12 protein-coding genes are annotated in these 15,030 nt (G+C 73.8%); 6 read left to right on the top strand and 6 right to left on the bottom strand.

Features of this window, described 5'->3' with window-relative positions; translation table 11 throughout:
* Nucleotides 1–58: 58 nt before the first annotated feature.
* Both AC060K_RS02555 and AC060K_RS02550 read left to right on the top strand, forming a co-directional pair.
* Entirely contained in the window at nucleotides 59–1,408 is a 1,350-nt protein-coding gene (locus tag AC060K_RS02555; RefSeq protein ID WP_483763880.1) for a glycosyltransferase family 4 protein, read from the top strand.
* Between the two features lie 65 nt (nucleotides 1,409–1,473).
* Entirely contained in the window at nucleotides 1,474–2,808 is a 1,335-nt protein-coding gene (locus AC060K_RS02550; protein WP_483763879.1) for an MFS transporter, read from the top strand.
* A 7-nt stretch (nucleotides 2,809–2,815) separates the two neighbouring features.
* Here the strand turns inward: AC060K_RS02550 and AC060K_RS02545 are convergent, their stop codons facing one another.
* Nucleotides 2,816–3,268, bottom strand: a complete 453-nt coding sequence (locus tag AC060K_RS02545; protein ID WP_483763878.1) for a molybdenum cofactor biosynthesis protein MoaE — start codon at nucleotides 3,266–3,268, stop codon at nucleotides 2,816–2,818.
* A complete protein-coding gene (locus AC060K_RS02540; RefSeq protein ID WP_483763877.1) occupies nucleotides 3,268–4,593 on the bottom strand; it encodes a molybdopterin molybdotransferase MoeA in 1,326 nt (441 codons plus the stop codon). Before AC060K_RS02540 ends, AC060K_RS02545 begins: the two co-directional genes overlap by 1 nt.
* A 94-nt stretch (nucleotides 4,594–4,687) precedes the next feature.
* Between AC060K_RS02540 and nhaA the strand changes: the two genes are divergently transcribed.
* Nucleotides 4,688–6,151, top strand: a complete 1,464-nt coding sequence (gene nhaA, locus AC060K_RS02535; RefSeq protein WP_483763876.1) for a Na+/H+ antiporter NhaA — start codon at nucleotides 4,688–4,690, stop codon at nucleotides 6,149–6,151.
* Here nhaA and AC060K_RS02530 read toward each other — a convergent pair.
* A complete protein-coding gene (locus tag AC060K_RS02530) occupies nucleotides 6,099–6,650 on the bottom strand; it encodes a DsbA family protein (RefSeq protein WP_483763875.1) in 552 nt (183 codons plus the stop codon). The genes nhaA and AC060K_RS02530 overlap by 53 nt on opposite strands.
* A gap of 98 nt (nucleotides 6,651–6,748) precedes the next feature.
* Between AC060K_RS02530 and AC060K_RS02525 the strand changes: the two genes are divergently transcribed.
* Complete coding sequence (locus AC060K_RS02525) at nucleotides 6,749–7,372, top strand: vitamin K epoxide reductase family protein (protein WP_483763874.1); 624 nt, start codon at nucleotides 6,749–6,751, stop codon at nucleotides 7,370–7,372.
* Nucleotides 7,373–7,392: 20 nt separating this feature from the next.
* Here the strand turns inward: AC060K_RS02525 and AC060K_RS02520 are convergent, their stop codons facing one another.
* Together AC060K_RS02520 and AC060K_RS02515 are read right to left on the bottom strand one after the other, a co-directional pair.
* Nucleotides 7,393–7,926 (bottom strand): dsRBD fold-containing protein, encoded by a 534-nt coding sequence (locus tag AC060K_RS02520; RefSeq protein WP_483763873.1) that lies wholly within the window; start codon nucleotides 7,924–7,926, stop codon nucleotides 7,393–7,395.
* A gap of 58 nt (nucleotides 7,927–7,984) precedes the next feature.
* The gene (locus tag AC060K_RS02515; RefSeq protein WP_483763872.1) at nucleotides 7,985–9,745 is read right to left on the bottom strand and encodes an ABC transporter ATP-binding protein; all 1,761 of its coding nucleotides are present in this window, start codon (nucleotides 9,743–9,745) and stop codon (nucleotides 7,985–7,987) included.
* A 105-nt stretch (nucleotides 9,746–9,850) separates the two neighbouring features.
* Here AC060K_RS02515 and AC060K_RS02510 point away from each other — a divergent pair, with 105 nt between their 5' ends.
* Both AC060K_RS02510 and AC060K_RS02505 read left to right on the top strand, forming a co-directional pair.
* Complete coding sequence (locus tag AC060K_RS02510; RefSeq protein ID WP_483763871.1) at nucleotides 9,851–11,002, top strand: XdhC family protein; 1,152 nt, start codon at nucleotides 9,851–9,853, stop codon at nucleotides 11,000–11,002.
* A 126-nt stretch (nucleotides 11,003–11,128) separates the two neighbouring features.
* The gene (locus AC060K_RS02505; protein ID WP_483763870.1) at nucleotides 11,129–11,512 is read left to right on the top strand and encodes a hypothetical protein; all 384 of its coding nucleotides are present in this window, start codon (nucleotides 11,129–11,131) and stop codon (nucleotides 11,510–11,512) included.
* A gap of 82 nt (nucleotides 11,513–11,594) precedes the next feature.
* Here AC060K_RS02505 and AC060K_RS02500 read toward each other — a convergent pair whose 3' ends face one another.
* A complete protein-coding gene (locus AC060K_RS02500) occupies nucleotides 11,595–14,966 on the bottom strand; it encodes a glycoside hydrolase (RefSeq protein WP_483763869.1) in 3,372 nt (1,123 codons plus the stop codon).
* Nucleotides 14,967–15,030: the final 64 nt, after the last annotated feature.

Raw genomic sequence — 15,030 nt, 5'->3', positions numbered from 1 at the left:
CGTCGCACCCGGCGGCGTGCCGCCCGACCGCCTCGTGCAACGATCCAGGTTGACCGCTGTGACTGAGACCCTCGACGCACCCTCCGGCCCCGCGCGACCGCGGCCCTCCGGCCCTCGCCGCATCATGATCGTCACCGACACCTGGGCGCCCCAGGTCAACGGCGTCGCGCGCGCTCTCGGCCGCATGGTCGCCGAGCTGCGCCAGATGGGCTGCGAGGTCGAGGTCGTCACCCCCGCCGACGGCTTCCGGACCGTCCCCCTCATCACCTACTCCGAGATCCGGGTCCCCGTCCGGGCGCGGACCGACATCGAGCGGCGCTTCCTCGACTTCGCCCCCGACGCCGTCCACATCGCCACCGAGGGGCCGCTCGGCTGGACCGCCCGCAACGTCTGCCTGCACTACGGCTTCCCGTTCACGACCAGCTACCACACGCAGTTCCCGGAGTACGTGACGGCCCGCTGGTCGTGGGTGCCGCTGTGGGCGGGGTACGAGTACATGCGCCGGTTCCACGCGTCGTCCGGCCGGGTGCTCGTCACCACGCCGACCATGCGCGAGCAGCTCACCGAGCGCCGCTTCCAGAACATCGCCCCGTGGAGCCTCGGCGTCGACACCGACGTGTTCCACCCGCGCAACCGCGGCGCCGACGGCGGCGTCTACCGCGGGCTGCCCGGGCCGGTGTTCGCGTACGTCGGCCGGCTGGCCGTGGAGAAGAACGTCGAGGCGTTCTGCGCGCTCGACCTGCCCGGGTCCAAGGTCGTGGTGGGTGACGGCCCGGCACGCGCCGACCTCCAGCACCGCTTCCCGGGGGTCCACTTCCGGGGCTCCCGCTCCGGCCACGACCTCGCACGGCACTTCGCCGACGCCGACGTGCTCGTCTTCCCGAGCCGCACCGACACGTTCGGGCTGGTCATCCTCGAGGCGATGGCCTCCGGCACGCCGGTCGCGGGCTTCGACGCGCCGGGACCGCGAGACCTCATCCCCGGGTCGGGCGCGGGCGCCGTCTCTCACGACCTCCGCGAGGCTGCCCTCCGCGCCCTCGCGTGCGACCGCGACCGCACCCGCGAGTACGCGGAGCGCTTCTCGTGGCGTGCCTGCGCCGAGGCGTTCCACCGCAGCCTCGACGTGCTGCCCCTCCCCGACCGCGCCCGCCGCCTGGTCCAGCTCCAGCAGCTCACGTCAGGCGTCATTACGCGGCTGCCCACGCCGCGCCTCTCGGCGCCCGACCTGTCGTGGCCCGACGTCCCCTGGCCCCCGCACCGCTCGGCCTCGCACCGGTCCGTCGCCGACCGGCTGCACACGTTCAAGCGCGCCGGGGCCACGCGGACGCTCACGCTGACGCGGTCGCTCCCCCAGTCGTTCCCGCGGATCGCGGCGGCCGTGACCCGGGTGACCCGCCGGCCCGACTGAACCGCCGGCCAGGCTGACCGGAATTCACGGTGCGCGCCGAGGGGAGCGCTTGCGATGATCGACCGGTGAGCGACAACGACCCGGACCTCGTCGACCAGGACACCGCGCCCGGCGAGCCCGCGCCCGAGGAGGCCGACCGGCCCGGCTGGCGCCGCGACGTCACCCTGTTCCTCGCCGGCCAGACCGCCTCCCTGCTCGGCTCCATGCTGGTCCAGTTCGCGGTGATGTGGCACCTGACGATCGAGACCAGGTCGGGTGCCGTGCTGGCCCTGAGCATCGTCTTCGGCATGCTGCCGCAGGCGTTCGTCTCGATCTTCGGCGGCGTGTGGGCGGACCGGCACAACCGCAAGCTCCTCATCGTCGGGGCCGACGCTGCCATCGCGACCACCACCCTCGCCCTGGCGCTCCTGATGCTCTCGGGCGTCGACGACCTGTGGGTGGTCTACGTCGCCCTCGCGGTGCGGTCCACCTTCGCCGGGATCCAGACGCCCGCCGTCGGCGCCCTGCTTCCGCAGATCGCCCCGCAGCGCACGCTCATGCGGCTCAACGGGCTCAACCAGGCCATCCAGTCGGGCATGATGCTGCTCGCGCCGGCGCTCGCCGCGGCCATCTACGCCAACCTGTCGCTGGTGGGCGTGTTCCTGGTGGACGTCGTCACCGCCCTTCTCGGGATCGGCCTCCTGCTGCTCGTCCCGGTCGCCAAGGTGGTCCGGTCCGACGACGGCGGCGAGCGCGCCGGCTACTTCGACGACCTGGTGGCCGGGGTCCGGTACGTGGGCGGCCACGCGCCGGTGCGCTGGCTGATGGGTCTGCTGGCGACGGTCATGGTGCTGATCGGCGCGCCGTCGTACCTCACGCCGCTCATGGTGACCCGGACCTTCGGCGACGAGGTGTGGAAGCTCACCGCGAACGAGATCTTCTGGGCCGGCGGGATGCTCGCCGGCGGCCTGGTGCTCGCCGTCTGGGGCGGGCTGCGGAACCGCATGGTCATGATCGTCGGGTCGGTGGTGGCGGCGGGCCTGCTGACGGTCGGCCTCGGCCTCTCGACCAACATGTGGGTGTTCTTCGTCCTGGGGTTCTGCATCGGCGTCGCCTTCACGCCGTTGACCACGACCTCGATGACCATCCTGCAGGAGACCGTCGAGCCGGAGATGCTGGGGCGGGTCTTCGGGTTCGTCGGGATCGTGATGACGGTGGCGATGCCGCTGAGCATGCTCGTCTTCGGACCCCTCGCCGACCAGGTGTCGGTCGAGTCGCTCCTCGTGGTGGCGGGTTCCCTGCTCGTCGTCGTGGTGCTCGGGGTGCTGGCCATCCCGAGCGCACGCCGCTCGCTGGCGGCGATCGCCGTCACCCCGCCGCAGGCCGAGGCCGAGGCCGAGCCGGCGGCCGAGCGCCGCTGAGGCGCCGCTACAGCCCTACCCACTCCGACTCGCCGTCGGTGAACTGCTGCTTCTTCCAGATCGGCACCTCGGCCTTGATCCGCTCGACGAGCAGGGAGCAGGCGGCGAACGCCTCCGCCCGGTGCCCCGCCGAGGCGGAGGCGACCAGCGCCACGTCGCCCACGACCAGGTGCCCGAACCGGTGCGCCGCGGCCACCCGCAGCCCCGTCTCGGCGGCGACGTCGGCGCACACGCGGAGCAGCACCGCCGTCGCGTCGGGGTGCGCCTCGTAGTCGAGGCTCGTCACGTCGCGGCCGCCGTCCAGGTCCCGCACCACGCCGCGGAAGGTCACCACCGCGCCGCACTCGGGCGCCGCCACAGCGGCCTCGACGGCCCGCGCGGTCGCGTCGTCGAGCACGTCCTGCGTCACCCGGGTCACGGTCTCGCCCGTCTGCCCGACGCCGGAGCTCACCTCGGTCATCATCCCCACCTCTCGCTGTGCAACGGCCACACCGTCACCTGATCTCCTGCCTCCAGCAGCGTCGTCCCGGCAGGGACGTCGATCAGGACGTCCGCCGCGGCCATGGAGGCGACGAGGTGCGACCCGGCGCCCCCGACCACCTCGACGAGACAGTGGCTCCGTCGGACGAGGTCACCGTCTCGGCGACCGCCTCCCACCGAGACGGTGACCTCGTCCGACGAGGTCACCGTCTCGGCGGGGAGGCGGAGGCGGCCCCGGAGGAACTGGCGCCTGCCCGCGGGGGAGGCGACGGCGTCGGTCAGCGTGGCCTGGGGGCGTGGGACGGGCGACAGGCCCGCGAGGCCGCGCAACGCGTCCCGGACGAGCACCACGAACGACACCTGCGCGCTCACCGGGTTGCCCGGGAAGGTGAGGACGGGCGTGCCGTCCACGACCCCGAGCCCCTGGGGGCCGCCCGGCTGCATGGCGACGGAACGGAACGCGACGCCCGCCAGCGCCTCCTTGACCACCTCGTACGCGCCCTGGCTGACGCCCCCGGACGTGATCACGAGCTCCGCGCCGGCGGCGGTCGCGGCGGCCAGCGCGGCCCGGAGCTCGGCGGGGCCGTCACCGGTGCGCCGGGTCGCGACGACGACGGCGCCGGCGTCGGTCACCGCTGCGGCGAGCGCCGCCGTGTTGGCGTCCCAGACCTGGCCGGGCCCAGCGGGCTCCCCCGGGGCCACGAGCTCACTGCCGGTGGAGAGGATCGCCACGCGGACGGCGGCGCGGACGGGGAGGTCACCGAGGCCGCACGCTGCCGCGGCGGCCACGTGGTGCGGCGCCAGGACGGTGCCGGCGGCGAGGACGAGGTCACCCGGGGCGACGTCGGAGCCCGCCTCGCGGACGTACTCGCCCGGTTCTCGGCCGCGGAGGATCCGGACGCTGTGCTCGGCGGCCGGCTGGTTGAACGTTCGCGCGTCGGTGTCCTCGACCGGGACCACGGCATCGGCCCCGGCCGGTACGGGCGCCCCGGTCATGATCCGTACGGCGGTCCCGGGGGCGAGCGGCGGGGGTTCGCCGGGTGCGGCCGCGACCTCACCGGTGACGGGGAGCGCGACGGGGGCCTCCGCGGTGGCGCCCGCGACGTCGGCCGCCCGCACGGCGAAGCCGTCCATCTGCGAGTTGCGGAAGCGTGGCAGCGGGCCGGGAGCCGTGACGTCGCTCACCAGGACCCGGCCGAGCAGGGCCGCGGAGACGGGCACGAGCTCGGCGGGCCGTGGGCCGAGCCCTGCCAGCACCTCCGCCACGTCCTGCCGGTGCTGCTCCACGTCCACGCGATCGCTCACGCCCCCGAACCTACATCCCGTGGCACGATCCCCTCGGCGCTTGCCCGGACCGGCAGCGTGCGTGACGCTGTGACCGACAGTGAGGAGTCCATCCGTGACCGACTCGTCCGTGGGGATCGACGCTCCCGCGCTGACCCGCCCGGGGCCGCCGTTGCGCGTCGCGCTGCGACCTGTCGCGCCGTCCGTGCGGGCGTTCCTCGCCACCGAGGCGGGCGGCGCCATGCTGCTGCTCGCCGCGGCGCTGGTGGCGCTGGTGTGGGCGAACACGGCGTGGGCGGGCAGCTACGACGCCCTGTGGCACACCGAGGCCGGGCTCCAGGTCGGCGGCTGGGGCTTCTCCATGGACCTGCACCAGTGGGTCAACGACGCCGCGATGGCGGTGTTCTTCCTGGTGATCGGCCTCGAGATCAACCGTGAGGTCACCACCGGCGAGCTGCGGAACATGCGGTCGGTCGCGGTGCCCGCGCTCGGCGCCCTCGGGGGGCTGGTGGTGCCGGCGCTCGTCTACCTCGTCTTCAACTGGGGTACGCCGGCCGCCCACGGCTGGGGCATCGTGATGTCCACGGACACCGCGTTCCTCGTGGGGGTGCTCGCGCTGTTCGGGCCGCGCTGCCCGGACCAGCTGCGCCTGTTCCTCCTGACGCTCGCCGTCGTGGACGACATCGGCGCCATCACCGTCATGGCCCTCTTCTACACCGAGGAGGTCAGCGTCCCGGGCCTCGTCGCCTCGGGGCTGATCGTGGCTGCGATCGTCGCGCTCCGCTGGCTGGGCGTCTGGCAGGTGGGCCCGTACGTGGCCGCGGGCGTGGCGCTCTGGGTGGCGGTGCACGCGTCCGGGGTGCACGCCACGCTGGCCGGCGTCCTGCTCGGCCTCCTCATCCCCGCGCGCCCCGCCGAGCCCGACGACGTCCGGGCCGTGAAGCTGTACGCCCGCCGCCTGGCTCTGGAGACGACCGCGGAGCGCAGTCACCTCACCGAGCTCGCCGCCCGGGCCGCGGTGCCCACCGGCGACCGGCTCCAGCGGGTGCTGCACCCGTGGAGCGCGTTCCTGGTGGTGCCGCTGTTCGGCCTGGCCAACGCGGGCGTGCACCTCGACGGGGAGACGCTGCGGGCCGCGGTCAGCTCGCCGGTGACGATCGGCGCCGCGGTGGCGCTCGTGCTGGGCAACGCGCTCGGGATCTTCGGGGCGGCAGCGATCGCGCTGCGTGCCGGGCTGGGCGACCTGCCGGGCCGGGTCCGGTACAGCCACCTGCTGGGCGGCGCGATGCTCGCGGGCATCGGCTTCACGATCTCGCTCTTCGTGGCGGACCTCGCGTTCGACGACGGGCCGCTCAAGGAGCAGGCCAAGATCGGCATCCTGGCCGGCTCGCTGGTCGCCGCGGTGCTCGGCTCCGTGGTGCTGCGCCTGCTCGGCGAACGCTGGCCGCTCTGCTCCCCCGCGGACGGTCTGCCGGCCGAGCTGCCGCTCGGGCCGTGGCACGCGCCCGAGGCGAGCGCGCCGGCGCTCAGCCCTCAGCGAGCGCCTTCGCCACCGCCTCCTGGAGACGGTCCTTCGTGACCCTGCCCCGGCAGCGCACGCCGTTGACGAACACGGTGGGCGTGCCCTCCACGCCTGCGGCCAGGCCGTCGGCGTAGTCCCGGCGCACCACGTCAGCACTGGACTGGGCGGCGTCGCCCACCACCGAGCCGGGGTCGGGCACGCCCACGGCTGCGGCGTGCTCCACGAGGTCGGCGTCGGTCAGCCGGTCCTGGTGGGCGAAGAGGCGCTGCTCCATCTCCCAGAACAGCCCGGAGGCACCGGCCACCTCGGCGGCGAGCGCCGCCGTCAGGGCGTGCGGGTGCACCGAGAACAGCGGGAAGTGCCGCCACACGAGCCTGACCTGGCCCTCCGACCGCTCCACCGCCTCGTGCAGCACGGGCGCCGTGTCGCGGCACCACGGGCACTCGAGGTCGGCGAACTCGACGATCGTGACCGGCGCGCCGGGGTTCCCGAGGACGTGGGCCCCGGCCGGGACGAGGAGGGAGGAAGCGGGCGTCGTGGCCGGGTTCTGCGTCATGGTGCTCACCCTGCCGTAGCGGTGTGCGCTACGCCATCCCATCCTGCGACCTGTGGTCAAACCACAGCGACTAGAATTGTCGCGGAAGGAGGTCCCCGATGGTCCTCATGCCGCCGCGCCCACGCGGGCTGCTCCACTCCCGAGGGTGGCTCTTCGGCGAGATGCTCGTGGGGGCGCTGGTCAGCCTGACAGCCGCGTTCGTCCTGTCCGTGGACGCCGTGCGGCTCGCCGCCGACCCCGGGACGGCGCTCGCCTGCGACGTCAACGCCGTGGTGAGCTGCGGCGCCGTCGCTCAGGCGTGGCAGGCCTCGGTCTTCGGCTTCCCGAACGCGTTCCTCGGGCTGGTCGCCGAGCCGGTAGTCATCACGGTCGCCGTCGCGAGCCTCGCCGGCGTCCGGTTCCCGCGCTGGTTCATGACCGCCGCCCAGACCGTCTACCTGCTGGGCGTCGGGTTCGCCTACTGGCTCTTCGGGGAGTCCATGTTCCGGATCGGGGCGCTCTGCCCCTGGTGCCTCACCATCACCGTCACCACGACGCTCGTCTTCGCGTCGATGCTCCACTGGAACATCCTCGAGGACAACCTCTTCTGGCCCCGTCGCCTGCAGGCCTGGGCGCTCTCGTTCGTGCGCTCGTCCGCCCTGGACCTCCTCGTCGCAGCCTGGCTCGTCGCCCTCGCCACGGCGGTCCTGCTCACGTACGGCACGGCGATCCTCGCCGCGTGAACCGGTCAGCCGTGCACCGGTCAGCCGTGCACGTGCGCGCGGTGCCCCACCGAGGACGAGACCTCCTTCTCGGCCACCTCCAGGAGCCTGTCGGCCAGACGGCGCAGCGCCCGGCCGGCCGCGAGCTCGTCGCCGATCACGGGCACCTCGGCGTCCTCCGGCGCCTTGCGCGCGTGGCCCACGGCCCGGAGCGTCTGCGGCGGACCCACCACCGTGGCCTCGGCCGACGTGCTGCCGGCGCTCTCGACGAGCGTCACCTCGACGTGCCACGTCAGGGTGCGACGGCGGGCGCCCTCGCCGGCCCCGGGCGCGGCAGCCCCGGGCGCGGCGCCCTGCGGCACGCCACCCTCCGGCGCGGCAGCCTCGGGCGCCGCGCCCTGCACGATCGTGTCCGACCCGGGGAAGATCAGCGTCTCCTCGCCCGAGTCGGACCACCGCACCCGGTACGGCGGCGAGCCGTCCGGCCCGCGGCACTCGGTGATCACCCCGTCACGCACCGCACCGCCGACCACTCCCGACGCGGTCACGATCCGGTCGCCCACTGCTGCCTTCATGTCGGTGCCTCCCTCGCATCGTCGCGACCCGGGACACCTCCATCATGCGCCTCTCGGCCTAGAGTCGCTGGGCCCGCACCAGCCCCGCGTAGCGGCCTCCGGCGGCGACGAGCTCGTCGTGCGACCCCACCTCCACCACGCGCCCCCGGTCGAGCACCACGATGCGGTCGGCCGACCGGATGGTCGACAGCCGGTGCGCGACGACGAGCGTGGTCCGGCCACGACGGAGCCGGTCGAGGGCCTGACGCACCAGGGTCTCGGCCTCCGGGTCGAGCGCGGAGGTGGCCTCGTCGAGCAGGAGCACCCGCGGGTCCCGGACCAGGGCCCGCGCGATCGCGAGCCGCTGCCGCTGGCCGCCCGAGAGCTTCGCGCCCCGCTCCCCCACGGTGGTGTGCCAGCCGTCGGGCAGCGCCTCGACGACGTCGAGCACGTTCGCGTCGGCGAGCGCCCGGCGGACCCGGTCGTCCGGCACGTCGCCCAGCCCGTACGTGATGTTGTCGCGCACGGAGCCCTCGAAGAGGACCGACTCCTGCGGCACCACCGAGACGTGCCGGCGGTAGGTGCGCAGGTCGATGGTGGTGGCGTCGGTGCCGTCGAGCAGGAGCCGCCCCGACGTCGGGCGCAGGAAGCCGAGCGCGAGGTTGAGCATCGTGGACTTGCCCGACCCGGACGGCCCCACGAACGCGACGGTCTCGCCCGGCTCGACGTCGATCCGGACGTCCTCCAGAGCGGGCGCGTCCGCCTCCGGATAGCGGAAGCCCACCGCGTCGAACGTGATGCGGCCGCCCACCCGGTCGACGGGCGCCTTGCCCGCGTTCTCCTCGAGGTCCGGCTCGGTGAGCACCTCGGCGATCGAGCGCACCGACTCGGTGCCGCGGGCGATGACCGGGATCAGCATGAGCACCTGGGTGACACCGCTGGTGATGAGCGCGAAGAACGACGAGAGCAGCACCACCTCGCCCGGGGACACCGGGACGATCCCGGTCAGCGACCCCGCCGCGGCCGCGACGAGGCAGCCGGTGCCGAGCAGCTGCAGCCCCACCCACGACATCGAGGCGAAGCGCCCGTTGAGCACGTCCAGCTCGTACCCGGCGCTACGCACGCCCTCCGCGCCCGACGCCACCCGCTGGGTGGCCTCGGCCTCGAGCCCGTGCGCGCGCGTCACCGGCATGAGCGTGGCCATCTCGCCCACCCGGGCCGCGAACTGCTCGACCTCGCGCCGGAACGTCTCGTTCCGCTCGCGCGAGCGGCGTGCGAGCAGGTACCGGAGCAGCGCCGCGAGGGGGACGGTGAGCGCGTAGACGGGGAGGAACTGGGGCACGGTGAACGCCGTGGTCACCACCGCGCCGGTCACCACCATCGTGGCCGACAGCAGCGGGTGGGTCGCCTGCTGGAGCATCGTCTCGATGTTCTCGACGTCGCGCACCACCTTGGTCTGGATGATCGACGACGACATCCGAGTGTGGAACCCGATCGACAACGCCTGGAGACGGGCGGCGAGCGCGTTGCGGAGGTCGGCGCCCGTGCGGCGCACCACGCCCATGAAGTACTTCGTGTAGAGCACGTGGTTCGGGTAGTTCTGCAGCAGGGCGACGAGCGCCACGGCCGCCCACAGCCAGAGCTCGCGCAGCGGCCCGCCGGCCACGACCACGTCGATCACCTTGCCCGTGATGACCGGCATCAGCCACAGGGGGATGTCCTTGAGGGCGAAGAAGCCGACGGCTGCGGCGACCCGGCCACGGTGCCGGGCGAGCAGCCGCAGGACGGAGCGGAGGGGACGGTCGTCGTCGACGACGTCGGAGGGGGCGTGAGAGGTCACAGTGAAAGGATTCACTATGTGGCCCGACCATGCCAAGAGCGCGGGCACGCCCCGGCGTCACCCGCACGACACCCTCCCGTGACACGCCCGGCGCACAATGGGTCGATGCGGGACCTCCTCCCCTCCCTCCTCGCCTGGTGGCACACCGGGGAGCGCGGCGCGCTCGCGACCGTGGTCCGCACCTTCTCCTCGGCGCCCCGGCCCGCAGGAGCGGCGATGGCCGTGGGCCCGGGCGGCGACGTGGCCGGCTCCGTCTCCGGCGGCTGCGTCGAGGGCGCCGTCTACGACCTCTGCCTCGAGGTCTCCGAGACGGGCGTCCCCGTCCTGGCCCGCTACGGCGTCTCCGACGCGTCCGCCCTGGACGTGGGCCTCACCTGCGGCGGCACCATCGAGATCCTGGTCACCCCGTTCTCGCGCAACACGTGGCCCGCCTTCCCGGCCCTCGTCACGGACCTGCTGCCCGACGACGGACGGGTCGCCTCTCCCGTCGCCGTCGCCACGGTCGTGGCCTCCCCGGCGGCGAGAACCGTGGGACGGCGGCTGACCGTCCGGCCCGCGCCCGGCCGCGGCGCCGACACGGACGGCAGCCTGGGGGACCCGGCGCTGGACGCGGTGGTGGCCGAGGACGCCGTCGGGCACCTGGCAGCGGGCGCGACCATCCTGCGTGAGTACGGGCCGGGCGGGGAGCGGCTCGGGACGGGCGTGCTGGTGCTCGTGCAGTCGTTCGCGCCGCCGCCGCGGCTGCTCGTGTTCGGCGCGATCGACTTCGCCGCGGCGATGTGCCGCGCCGGCCGGCTGCTCGGCTACCGCGTCACCGTCTGCGACGCCCGGCCGATCTTCGCCACGGCCGCCCGCTTCCCCGACGCCGACGAGGTGGTCGTGGACTGGCCGCACCGCTATCTCGAGGCGGAGCTCGCGGGCGGGCGGGTCGACGCGTCCACGGCGGTCTGCGTGCTCACCCACGACCCGAAGTTCGACGTGCCGCTGCTCCGGGTGGCGCTCACCGGGCTGCCCCCGGGCACCTACGTGGGCGCCATGGGGTCGCGACGCACGCACGACGAGCGGGCCGCCCGCCTCGTGGAGGACGGCGTGCCGCCGGCGGCCCTGGCCCGGCTGCGCAGCCCGATCGGCCTGGACCTGGGTGCGCGCACGCCCGACGAGACGGCGATCAGCATCGCGGCGGAGATCGTCGCCGCCCGGACGGGCGCGACGGCCCGGCCCCTGTCGGAGACGACAGGCAGGATCCACGGGGGCTGATGCCCGACTCGTCTAGTCCGCACATGACTAGACTCGCAACCCCGCCCTAGACTAGGGTGATGAAGCGGGCACAGGTGATCAAGCGGCTACGCGTTGCCGCCAAAGAGGCAGGTCTTGAGTGGGGTGGTGGAAGTGACCAGGTACACCGTGACGGCAGAACGCGGAACACGTCGCTGGGTCCTCCAAGCGGTTGAAGCGCCTGGCGCACTCTCGGAGGTGGCCCGGCTGACACAGGCCGAGGAGTACATGCGCGAAGCCATCTCGTTTGTGACCGGCGAGGCGGAGGACACGATCGAGATCGACCTCGTGCCGGTCTTGTCGGAGGCGTTGCGCCAGCACCTGGATCGCGCAAAGGCGCTTCGTGAGCAGGCTGCTCGTGCCAACGCTCAGGCAGCCGCAGAACGCCGAGCAGCGGCCCGGTCCCTCCGTGAGGAAGGGCTGTCCGTTCGTGAGATCGGCACGGTCCTCCAGATCTCCTACCAGCGCGCCCAGCAACTCTTGGAAGCCTGATCCAGGCGAACCCCCGCAGGCACCTGTTCCCCGTCCCGGGCCGGGACGGGGAACAGCTGCCGGGTCGCCGCTCCGTGCGGCCTCAGGAGGTCGGTGTCCGCACGAACCGGACCGTCCGCACCAGGGTCACCTCCCCGTCGGGCGACGTGACCGTCACGCGGGCCACGCTCGTCCCCCGGTCACCGAGCGGGGGCGCCTGCTCGACCGTCACGTCCGCCGCGGTGTCCACCGGGTAGGCCGCCACGTCCGGCACGGGCGCCCCGCCGCGGAGCCGCACCGTGTACTGCTCGCGGTCCGCGTCCTGGTGCGCCAGCGGAACACCGCCCACGCGCAGGTCGGCCAGCCCGGCCACGCCCGACGGGCTCGGGGCGAGCGCATCGATCTCCACCTCGGCGACGACGAGGTGCACGGGTGAGCCGTCGGCCCGCAGGGTGGGCAGGAGGACGAAGCGGACGGCGTCCGTGCGGATCCCGGACAGGTCGACAGCGACGGGCGTGGCGCCGCTCGACGGCGGCACCTCGACCGGCGCGGAGCTCACCGGCACCCAGGTCCCGTCGGCAGCCCGGTACTCGGCCGTGTAGGCGCGCGCCCAGGACGGGTGCGAGCCGTCCGCGTAGAAGAAGATCCGCGCGGCGTCGAGGTCCTGCGGCGCACCCAGGTCGTAGGTCAGCGTGTCCTGGGGCCGCAGCGGGCCGGACCGCCAGTTCGACCAGCCCTTGTCGCTGGTGAGGCCGTTCCTCGTGCGGTCCACGGGGTAGCCGGGCTCCGTGTACGAGGCCGACGCCGTGGTGGTCGGTGCGAGGGCCACGTTCGCCGTGGTGGGCTCGGTGACCACGACCGAGAGCGTGGCGGGCAGCTCGCCGCTGCGCGTGGTGGCGGTGCCCGGCACGGTGACGACGCCGGTGGCGGCGGTGAGGTCGCCCGCGGCGGACCAGTCCCACACGACCGGCACGTCGAACGTGCGCGGGCTCGTCCCGACGTGGGCGGGGACGCCGGCCGGGGCAGCGGCCACGACGGTCGCGGGGTCCGCCCCGACGTACCCGTGCACCGTGGCCGGGTCGGTGATCGCGAAGTCGCCCACGTCCACGCGGGCCACGGCCTCGAACGGCGTGCCGAACACGTCGACGCCCGTCCCCGCGACGGTCACCGTGCCTGCCGTACCCCACGTCGCGGGCAGGTCCCACGTGACGGGGACCGGCGTGCCGGCGCCCCAGTCGTATCGCGGCACCACGGTGGCCGGAAGCGCCGGCGGCGTGCCGAGCGGGGTCTCGGCCTGGACGTCGTCGACCCCCTGGAGCTCCGTGCCCTGGAACGTCCAGGCCTGGTGCGCCCCGGTGCTGCTCGCCCAGGTGCCGACGCCGGTCCCGGCGACCGTGCCCTCGCCGTTGATGTCGAGCTGTTCGGTGGTGGCCACACTCAGCAGCGAGTACCGCACGCCGTCGGTGGTGTTGAGGATCCACTGCTGGGCGGGCGTGGCCGCGGCGGTGCCGACGTCGGACGCGACGAGCGCCGTGCCGTGGCCCGACGTCGACGCGAGGAACCTGCCCGTGCCGTCCGTGACGGCCACGGTCCGCTCGTTGGTGCCCGCGCCCGAGAGCGTGTGCAGCGTCCAGGTCTGCCGGTCGGCCGGGTTGGTACCCGGCTCGCCGGTCCCGGGCGCCGACGCCAGGTTCTCGATCGTGGTCGCGGGCGCGACGTCGTGGCTGGTCAGCATGCGGCCGCTCCCGGACCCGCGCAGCAGGTACGGCGTGCCGTCGGCGGGCGCGGCGTCGTCGGCCACCCCCGAGACGCCGTCCACCAGGAAGGTGACGACGGACTTGGCCGGCACGCGCAGCGTGGCCGTCCCGTCCGGGCCGACGGCGACCGGGTCGCCCTCGACCAGAGCGTTCGCCTCGAGGTCCTCGGCGGTGGGACGGGTGGTCACCACGGGCGTGACCGTGGCGCCTGCCGTGCTGCCGAAGCGCGAGAGGTCGAGCGTGACGTCCTGCTCCGTCGTGGCGCTGTTGACGTGCACCAGCGTCGCGCCGCTGCCGTCGCCACGGACGAAGGCGGTGGTGGCGGGGTCGTCCACGGCGACCGAGAAGTCGCCCGGGTGGATGTAGTGGGTGAAGTTCCGCACCGTGTTGTACTTCGCGTTCGTCATGACCTGGCACGACGGGTCCGCATAGCCGGCGGCGAGCCGGCGCTCCGAGTTGCCGTCCGCGTCGCAGTCGAAGTCGATGTAGACGCTGCCCCAGTTGGCGGTCTCGGTGACCTCCATGTTCCACAGGTCCTCGACGGGCTGCCAGAACACCCAGGCGGTGGGCTCGAGCTCGCGCAGGTCGTCGACGATGCGCCCGGCCATACCCAGGCCGTTGTCCATGTTGGTGAGATCCAGCCCGTCCACGCCGCTGAAGTCACCCTCGACCTCGCTCATCCAGAGCGGCTTGCCGGACGTCTTGGCGATGTCGCGGACGCGGACCCGGTCCCCGGTGCCGTAGGTGTGGACGTTGAGCTGGTCCACCGCCTCGCGCGCCGCCGGGCTCCAGCCGTTCCAGTCGGCCACGAAGGTCCCGGGGTTGGTCTCGTCCGGCGACGAGATGCGGGCGTCCGTGGCGGACGCGGCCAGCCGGGCGTCGAGCGCCTCGATGACCTGCGCCTGGAGGGCGGGCGACAGGTGCGCGCCCTCCTGGCGGCAGCACGCGAGCGAGCCGTCCGGGTTCAGGCGCGTGCCCCAGTAGTTCGTGTTGGGCTCGTTCATGGGGTCGACGGTGTCGATCTCGATGCCGTGGGCCGCCTCCAGCTCCTCGACCACCCTCACCAGGTAGCCCGCGAACTGGTCGATGCTGTCCTGCCGGAGCTGGTCGGTGTTCGGGTCGAACCCCCCGGTGGCGTACGCGTTGGGAGTCATGAACCACGGGGGCGTGTTGCTGAACGCCTCCCAGTGGGTGATCCGGTCGTCCTGGACCAGGCGGTCCACCCACCAGCGCTGGGTCGCGTCGGCGGTGAGGTCGTAGGACGCGTCGTCGTCGGCGTCCCACGCCTCCCGGTACGCGTCGACGTTCGCCCGGACCGCCTCGTCCGTGTCGCCGTCGCCGTCCAGGTCGGGCTGCCACCAGCCTTCGACGGCGCCACCCTTGCGCAGGTAGGAGTCGTCCACGTCCGTGGCGTTGCCACCGCCCACGTTGTAGCGCGCGATGTTGAGGTTGAGGCCCTCCTCGCCGAAGACCTTCTGGTACAGCTCCTCCCGCACCTCCGCGGGATAGCCGCCCGTGGCGTTGGCGAACCAGACGAGGCTGGTGCCCCAGCCCTGGAACGGCTCGCTCGCGCGGTAGGACGGGTTGGGGGTCACCGTCACGGGGACCGGGCCGCTCGGCTCCGCCGCGGCACCTGGGGGCACGCCGCCCGCGAGCCCTGCCACAAGACCGCTGAGGGCCACGGCCGCGAGCGACCTTCGAGGGGACAACTTGCGCATCTGCCAGCTCCCGCCGTTGGGAATCTGCGGGCGCCGCGTCAGTGCGAGGCCCGCCCGGATAGTC

It is taken from the genome of Antribacter sp. NEAU-D49 (genome assembly GCF_057158775.1).
The sequence above is the reverse complement of the archived record's forward strand: the minus strand, read 5'-3'. Positions and strand labels throughout refer to the sequence as shown.

Coding starts and splice junctions, on each gene's coding strand:
- AC060K_RS02510 (WP_483763871.1), top strand. CDS start 9,851: ATGCGGGACCTCCTCCCCTCCCTCCTCGCCTGGTGGCACACCGGGGAG.
- AC060K_RS02525 (WP_483763874.1), top strand. CDS start 6,749: ATGGTCCTCATGCCGCCGCGCCCACGCGGGCTGCTCCACTCCCGAGGG.
- AC060K_RS02500 (WP_483763869.1), bottom strand. CDS start 14,966: ATGCGCAAGTTGTCCCCTCGAAGGTCGCTCGCGGCCGTGGCCCTCAGC.
- AC060K_RS02520 (WP_483763873.1), bottom strand. CDS start 7,926: ATGAAGGCAGCAGTGGGCGACCGGATCGTGACCGCGTCGGGAGTGGTC.
- AC060K_RS02545 (WP_483763878.1), bottom strand. CDS start 3,268: ATGACCGAGGTGAGCTCCGGCGTCGGGCAGACGGGCGAGACCGTGACC.
- AC060K_RS02530 (WP_483763875.1), bottom strand. CDS start 6,650: ATGACGCAGAACCCGGCCACGACGCCCGCTTCCTCCCTCCTCGTCCCG.